A 7,803-nucleotide genomic window follows, 5' to 3' on the forward strand; every position below is an offset into this window, starting at 1 on the left:
GGATGTTGAAGCTGTTCGATCCGCGGCCGATGCTGAAGCTGCTGGCGCCGGTGGTCGCGCCGCTGCGCTTCCTCGTCTACATCATGCCGCTGATGGCGATCGCGGCCGTGCTGCTGTCGCTGGAATACAGCCACCTGATCCGCGAAGACCTGGCCAACCTGCACAACTACACCACGCTGTTCGAGCACGTGCTGTTCAGCTTGTTCACGGTGAATCTGGCGGTGACGCTGACGCAGGCCTTCATCGCCCATGCCTACCGCGCTACCGTGGCGAAGTTCGGCATCTCGGTGTTCATGGGCTTCCTGCCGCGCTTCCTGAACGTTGTCACGCACACCGAGCAGATGACGCGCCGCGAGCGCATGTGGCTGAACGCAGGCCCGCTGCTGGTGCGCGTGTTCCTGTTCAGCCTGGGCATGCTGATCTGGTACAACACCCGTGACTCCGCGGGCACTGCGGCCAAGATCGGCCTGGCGCTGGGCATCATCTGCGCGATCGACTTGGTGTTTGCCTCGGGCAACCCGCTGGTCAAGGGCAGTGGCTACCACCTGCTGTCGGCCTTCATGAACGAGCCGCACCTGCGCGGCAAGTCATACAAGACGCTGCTCAACCGCATGCGCGGCCAGACCTTCAAGGAGTCGGACAACAGCGTGCTGGCGGCCTACGCCTTGGCATCGACGGTGTACGCCTTCGTGCTGATCCTGATCTCGGCCGTCATCGTCGGGGTCTACCTGCAGTCGGTGATGCTGGGCGGCACCGCGCTGTTCCTTGCGGCGCTGATGGCGATCTACCTGGGTCGGCGTTCGATCCGTCGCCTGCAGATGATAGAGGCGGCCTATGACCGCTCGGTGCAGTTCGACCGCTGGCGCAAGCGCACGCTGCCCGATGCGGTGGGTGAGGCCGAGGACACGCTGAAGCCGCGCAGCGCCTGGAGCCACTACGGCAAGATCGCGCTGGTGGTCACCTTGCTGCTGTTGCTGGTGATGCCGTATCCGTACGAGCCGGGTGGCCGATTCCTGGTCTATCCGTTCCAGAAGCAGATCATCACTTCAGACATCGGTGGCGTGATCCAGAAGGTCAACTTCGACGGTGGTGAGCGCATTGCCAAAGGCACCGTGCTGGCGACGCTGTCGACGCTGGACTACCAGTCCGAAGTCAGCGTCTACAACGCCCGCATTGCGGAGCAGCAATCCGTCGTGGCCGACCTGAAGGCGCGCCCGAAGCCGGAAGAGGTGGAGGTGGCTTCGCGCCAGCTGCAGGTGGCCCAGGAGCATGAGCGCTTCACCAGGGACCGCGTGCCGCGTCTGGAGTCCATGTACAAGGATGGCACGGTGTCATTCGAGGAACTGGACTCGGCTCGCCGCGAATACCAGGTCGACGTGAGCCAGGTGGCCGAAAAGAAGGCGGCGCTGGCGCTCGCCAAGACCGGTGCGACCAAGGATCAGATCGACGCTGCCGTGGCGAAGCTGCAAAGCCTGAACGAAGAGCGCGACATGTACCAGAGCAAGGTCGGCCGCGGCGAGTTGACCATGCCTTTCGATGGCAACCTGCTGACACTGCACCTGCAGGATCGCACCAACAGCTATCTCGAGAAGGGCGCGCCGTTTGCGTCGGTGGAAAACACCAACGATGTGACGGTGGAGGTAGAGGTGCCTGAAACCGACCTGGCCTACATCAAGGTCGGCACCAAGGTGCGCGTGCGGCCGATCGCCTTCAGCGACAAGTTCTTCGACGGCGAGGTCATCACGATCGATCGCAATGTCACGCAGCAGTCGTTTGGCACCGTCGTCAAGGTCGTGGCCAAGGTCAAGAATCCGGATCAATCGCTGCGCACCGGCATGACGGGCTACGCGAAGATCGACGGCAGCACCATGCCGGTGTGGAAAGCTTTCTCGTTGGCCATCCAGCGCTTCCTGAACGTGCAGGTCTGGTCCTGGATTCCCTGATGACACGGATGGCGCGCCTTGTTGGCGCGCCAGATCTGTTGCGCGTTGTCCCTCAAAGGCGCGACATCACAACAGCCACCTTCCTTCGGGGGGTGGCTTGTTTTTTTGTTGGCGCCGGTTTCGCGTTTGTTTCCGGCATATGCGTGAGAAAAGGGGAAATATTGCCTCTTTTCGCTGGAGACGCACCATTCTGGGGACATTGCGCGCGAAAATGCCTCGTAATCTGTCCGGTGGCTGGCATGGCGGTTGCAAAGTGCATTAACAGCCTATCTATGTGACTTTTCCCCCACGCATAAGTCGGCTTGAGTCGCCAACGTTCTTCAACGACACAGATTAGGGATAGTCGCTAGGTCGGCCTCCAAGTGACATTAGCGACTGGCGGTATTTGCTTAGAACCTGCGCGCATGAACCCGGTTGAAGAGCTGTCAAACCCGCGCCACGTACCGGTGGTCAGATGGGTGGAGAAGGCAAGGCTGGCGAAAGCCGGTCGGTATCTGATGGTGAGGCTGGGTGCCGCATCTGCGTTCGCAATGCGCACTGCCCTGTTTGTCGAGGCCGCGCTGTGCAAGGCGGTCCCGTTCCAAGTTTCCGGTGTCGTGAATGCCCACCACGAACGCCATGTCGCACGGGCCTGAAGACATGCAGCAGCCTTTGTTCACCCAGTTTGTGTTCACCCCCGCAGGTCAGGACGACGCCAGTCTGGCGATTGCCGCCTGTCGTGCCGGCGCCGTCGGCGTTGTCAATGCCGAATGGCAGCCTGACAGCCAGGTCGTGCTGGCCATGCTGGCCCAGGTGGCACGCCACGGTGGTGAAGGCTACGGCCTCAAGCTGGACCGGCTGGACCTGACGCTGGAAACCGCGCTGCAATCGCCCGCGCTGTCCGGCCTGGCTTGGCTGATCGTCGAGGCGCCGCTGGTCGAAGCCGCATGGCCGCTGATGACGCAGCTGCAGGCCCGCGGTGTGCGCCTGCTGGTGGAAGTCTGCGCGCCGGTGCTGCCGGTGCTGCCTGCCGAAGGCGTGGTCGAAGGCTGGTTGCTGAAGGGCAACGAGGCTGGCGGTTTTGTCGGTGAAGATGCTTCATTCATCCTGCTGCAGAAGTGGCGCAAGCTGAGCGCGCTGCCGCTGTACCTGCGCGGTGGCCTGACGCCCCATGTGGCGGCCGCCTGCAGCGCCATCGGCATGGCCGGTGGTGTGCTCGACTCGCAAGTCCTGCTGCTCGAAGAAGCCGGCCCCAGCGACGCGCTGATTGCGATGCTGGGCAACCTGTCCGGCAACGAAGCCACCGCGATTGGCGACGGCGAACATGGCGAATACGTTCGCGTGCTGGTCCGGCCTGGCCACACTTTCGCGCGGCAGTTGGTGGTCGATGGCGAAGGCCTGGGTTTTGCGAAGCTGGCCGAGATCGTCAAGGGCAAGGCCGACTGGCGCAACCTGCGCGCCGGCCTGCTGCCGCTGGGCCAGGACGTCTGTTTTGCCGGCACCTGGCGCAAGCAGTACAAGCACCTCGCCGCCGTGCTGCGCGCGTTCGACGAGGCGGTGGCCGGCCACCTGAAGGCGGCAGTCGCCGCCAATGCGATCAGCAAGGACGCGCCGCTGGCAGAGGCCCTGGGCATTACGTTCCCGCTGGTCCAGGGCCCGATGACCCGCGTGTCCGACAGTGCAGCCTTTGCCCAGGCGGTCGCCGACGGTGGTGCGCTGCCGATGCTGGCCTTTGCGCTGCTCAAGGGCGCTGCACTGCGCGAACTGCTGGAAGACTCGGCCCGTCGCATGGCGACCAAGCCCTGGGGCATCGGCCTGCTGGGCTTTGCGCCGCAGTCGCTGCTCGACGAGCAACTGGCCATGGCGGCCGAGTACAAGCCGAGCTACGCCATCATTGCCGGCGGCCGGCCCGACCAGGCCGTGACGCTGGAACGCGCAGGCATCCCGACCTTTCTGCATGTGCCGTCGGCCAACCTGATCCCGATGTTCGTCGGCGAAGGCGCGCGCCGCTTCATCTTCGAAGGCCGCGAATGCGGTGGCCACATCGGCCCGCTGAGCAGCTTCGTGCTGTGGAGCACCATGGTCGACAAGCTGCTGGCCGAGCTGGCCGGCAGCAAGGTGCCTCCCGGCGACCTGCAGGTGCTGTTCGCCGGTGGCGTGCACGACGCTGTGTCGTCCGCCTTCGTGCAGACCATGATCGCCCCGCTGGCGGCCAAGGGCGTCAAGGTTGGCATCCTGATGGGCAGCGCCTACCTGTTCACCAGGGAAATCGTCGAGAGCGGCGCCATCGTCGAGCAGTTCCAGAAGGAAGTGATCGAATGCGACCACACGGTGGCGCTCGAATCCGGCCCGGGCCACGCCAGCCGCTGCGGCTACACGCCATTCGCCGAAGAATTCTTCCGCAAGCGTGACGAATTGAAGGCCGCGAAGGTGCCGGCCGATGAAGCTCGTCACGTGCTGGACGACCTGATCCTGGGCCGCCTGCGCATGGCTTCCAAAGGCACGACCCGCGTCGGCCTGAACGGCAAGCTGGAAAACCTGACGCCGGAGCAGCAGCGTGCCGACGGCATGTACATGCTGGGCCAGGTCGCCACGCTGCGCAACGAAGTCACGCAGATCGAAGACCTGCACCGGCAGGTCACCGAAGACGCGGCTGCGATGATGGCCGAGCGCCTGGCCGGCTTGGGCGATGCACCGCGCGCCGCCACTGCCGGTCCGGCCGACATCGCCATCGTCGGCCTGGCCACCTTGCTGCCCAAGGCCAACGACAGCCGCCAGTACTGGGACAACATCCTGGGCAAGGTCGACGCGATCACCGAGATCCCGTCGCACCGCTGGGACTGGCGCCTGTACTTCGACGAAAACCGCTACGCCAAGGACAAGATCTACTCCAAGTGGGGCGGCTTCCTGGACGACATGGCCTTCGACCCGACGCGCTTCGGCATGCCGCCGAAGTCCATCGAAGCGATTGATCCGATGCAGCTGATGGCGCTGGAAGTCGCGCAGCGCACGCTGGTGGACTCGGGCTATCACGAGAAGGCTTTCAATCGCGAGAGGTCCTCGGTCATCATCGGCGCCAGCGGTGGTACCGGTGACGTGGGCACGCAATACGGCCTGCGGTCGGAATTGCCGCGCTTCCAGGGCCAACTGCCTGACGACGTGGCCGATCGCCTGCCCGAGTGGACCGAAGATTCCTTCGCCGGCATCCTGGTCAACGTGATCGCCGGCCGCATTGCCAACCGCCTGAATTTTGGGGGCGTGAACTACACCACCGATGCCGCTTGCGGCTCCTCGCTGGCTGCCGTGTACCAGGGCGTCAACGAACTGGTGGATGGCCGCAGCGACATGGTGCTGGCCGGCGGTGTCGACACGGTGCAGGGCCCGTTCGGCTACCTGTGCTTCAGCAAGACGCAGGCGCTGTCGCCGCGTGGCCGCTGCTCCACTTTTGACCAGAACGGCGACGGCATCGCGATCTCCGAAGGCATTGCGATGATCGCGATGAAGCGCCTGGCCGATGCCGAGCGCGATGGCGACCGCATCTATGCCGTGATCAAGGGCGCCGGCGGCAGCAGCGACGGCAATGCCAAGGGCATGACAGCACCGCTGCCGGCTGGCCAGTTGCGCGCGATGCGCCGCGCCTACGCGCAAGCCGGTTTCGGCCCGTCCGATGTGGGCCTGTTCGAGGCACACGGCACCGGCACGGTGGCCGGCGACACGGCGGAGCTGGAAAGCACCACCGCGCTGATGCGCGAAGAAAACGGCGCGCCGCGCAGCGCCGTGGTCGGCTCGGTCAAGACCATGATCGGCCACACCAAGGCCACGGCCGGCGTGGCCGGCCTGATCAAGGCCGCGCTGTCGCTGCAGCACCGCGTGCTGCCGCCACACCTGAACGTCAAGAAGCCGGTCGCGATCCTGCAAGCCGAAGACGCGCCATTGCACCTGCTGGAAGATGCGCAGCCCTGGTTGACGGTGGATGCCAAGCCGCGCCGCGCGGCCTGCAGCGCCTTCGGCTTTGGTGGCACCAACTTCCACGTCGTGATGGAGGAGTACACCCGCGAGTACCGCCCGTGGGTGCGCAGCGCAACCATGAGCCAATGGCCGGCCGAGCTGATGCTGTTCAGTGCCGCCAGCAAGGCTGAACTGGCCGACCGCGCCGCCGAACTTTCGACGCAACTGCCTTCGCTCAAGGACCTGGTGCTGCGCGACCTGGCTGCCAGCCTGGCCCAGCAATGGGAAGCCGGCAGCGACACGCTGGCCGTCGTCGCGAAGGACGCTGGCGACCTGGCCAGCAAGCTGGAGAAGGCTGCTGCCTTCCTGCGCGGCCAGGCGCCCATGCTGCCGCCGGGCGCTCACTTCGGTGCTGCCGGTGCGGACGCTGGCAAGGTGGCCGTGCTGTTCCCCGGCCAGGGTTCGCAGTACCCGATGATGGGCCGCGAACTGGCTGTGCTGTTCCCGGTCGTCGCCGACGCGCTGTCGCGTGCCAACGCTGCGCTGAAGGGCGCCTTCGAGACCCGCTTCGGCCGCGGTGCCAGCCTGGGTGGCTTCATCTTCCCGCGCGGTGCCTATGACGACGCCGCCAAGGACGCAGCCAAGCTTGCGCTGACCAGCACCGATGTGGCACAGCCCGCGCTGGGTGCGCTGGAAGTCGGCCTGCTGCGCCTGATGCAGGGCTTCGGCCTGAAGGCCGACATGGCGGCAGGCCACAGCTACGGCGAGTTCGTGGCGCACCATGCCGCAGGCGCCTATGACCTGGAAGCGCTGATGGCGCTGTCGGCAGCCCGTGGCCGCTTCATCGTCGACGCCGCCAAGGCCGGTGGTGCCGAGCTGGGCACCATGGCCGCGGTGCAGGCGCAACGCGCCGATGTCGAGAAGCACATCGCCGGCCTGGACAGCGTGGTGATCGCCAACCACAACGCACCGCTGCAAACCATCATCTCCGGCACCCATGCCGGCGTGAAGGCTGCGCTGGAGAAGCTGCAGGCCGCTGGTGTGGACGTTACGCCGATCCCGGTCGCCGCCGCCTTCCACTCGGCACTGGTCGCCCCGGCCCAGGCCCAACTGGCCGAGCTGATCGAGGCCACCGACTGGCACACCGGCATGATGCCGGTCTATGCCAATGCCACCGGCAAGCCGCACGCGGACGATGTCGCCACGGTCAAGCGCCAGATGGCCGACCACCTGGTGCAGTCGGTCGAGTTTGTGGCCGAGATCGAGGCGATGTACGCCGCTGGTGCCCGCACCTTCATCGAGATCGGCCCGAAGGCTGTGCTGAGCAAGCTGACCGGCAAGATCCTGGCAGGCCAGCCGCACAAGGCCATTGCCATCGACGACGGCAGCGGCCTGCCTGGCCTGCTGAACGGCCTGGCGCAGATGCTGTGCGCCGGCGTTGACCTGGACATTTCGCCGCTGTTCGAGAAGCGCGACTGCCGCATTGGCAATGCCACCCAGCCGGCCGCGCTGCAGCGCACCGTCACCGTGCCCAAGCATGCCTGGATGCTGAATGGCAGCGGTGCCCGCAAGGTCACCGAGCCGGTGCAGCAGATCGGCATGACGCTGGAGCAGGCAGAGGTGCGCAACGCCGCCTTGGCCGCCCCTGCGCCTGTGCTTGCCGCTGTGGCCACTGCCGCCGCGCCGGCCCTTGCCGCGTCCCCCGCTTCGACCGCCATCGCACCCGCGCCGGTGGCCTACACCCCTGTTCAAGCAATCCCGCCCGTCACCCCCCCACGTTGGAGAAAAGAGTCCCGTATGGATGAACGACGTCCCCTGCCACCGGCAGGATCTTCCGGTGTCATGTCGGAATACTTCGAGACCATGCGTCAGTTCCTGGAGACCCAGGAACGCGTCATGGGCATGTTTGTCGGTCAAGGTGAGCCGATGGCGG

The 7,803-nt window shown here is 65.6% G+C and carries 3 protein-coding genes; all 3 read left to right on the forward strand.

Annotated features, from left to right (window positions below):
- Positions 1 to 1,943 (forward strand): HlyD family secretion protein (locus FKP22_RS15015; protein WP_141288281.1); only part of this gene is annotated, 1,943 nt, incomplete at its 5' end.
- A 404-nt stretch (positions 1,944 to 2,347) separates the two neighbouring features.
- Positions 2,348 to 2,578 (forward strand): hypothetical protein, encoded by a 231-nt coding sequence (locus tag FKP22_RS15020; RefSeq protein WP_141288282.1) that lies wholly within the window; start codon positions 2,348 to 2,350, stop codon positions 2,576 to 2,578.
- Positions 2,544 to 7,803 (forward strand): type I polyketide synthase (locus tag FKP22_RS15025; RefSeq protein WP_233446852.1); only part of this gene is annotated, 5,260 nt, incomplete at its 3' end. The genes FKP22_RS15020 and FKP22_RS15025, both read left to right, overlap by 35 nt.

Source organism: Ideonella azotifigens (assembly GCF_006519715.1).
GTDB classification, from domain to species: Bacteria; Pseudomonadota; Gammaproteobacteria; order Burkholderiales; family Burkholderiaceae_C; genus Ideonella; species Ideonella azotifigens.

Excerpts from the sequence above, each read along its gene's own strand:
- FKP22_RS15020 (WP_141288282.1), top strand. The coding sequence starts at position 2,348 with ATGAACCCGGTTGAAGAGCTGTCAAACCCGCGCCACGTACCGGTGGTC.